Origin of the sequence: Staphylococcus sp. HMSC068G11, assembly GCF_001815825.1 — a bacterium.
Classification (GTDB): domain Bacteria; phylum Bacillota; class Bacilli; order Staphylococcales; family Staphylococcaceae; genus Staphylococcus; species Staphylococcus epidermidis.
In genome coordinates this window covers 1-204 of sequence record NZ_KV822066.1, presented here as the reverse complement: position 1 = coordinate 204, position 204 = coordinate 1, and the positions used below count along the sequence as shown (strand labels likewise).

At 28.4% G+C, this 204-nt stretch carries 1 pseudogene; it reads right to left on the bottom strand.

Features of this window, described 5'->3' with window-relative positions:
* A pseudogene (locus tag HMPREF3058_RS02960) lies at nt 1-204 on the bottom strand (IS3 family transposase); the annotation flags it as partial.

Genomic DNA, 204 nt, shown 5'->3' with positions numbered 1-204 from the left:
TCAATGCTGTAATCTTACGATAACCGTAGGTATAGTGGTTAGCTTTACATAATTCAATAACTTTTTGTGTTACGGTATCATTTTTATGGGTTTTGTTTTTCCATCGGTAATATGTTGATTTAGGTATGTTTAATACTTCTAGTATCAATTTGATTGAATATTTTACTTTTAATTGATCCACTAAATCTATGACTACTGTTGGTA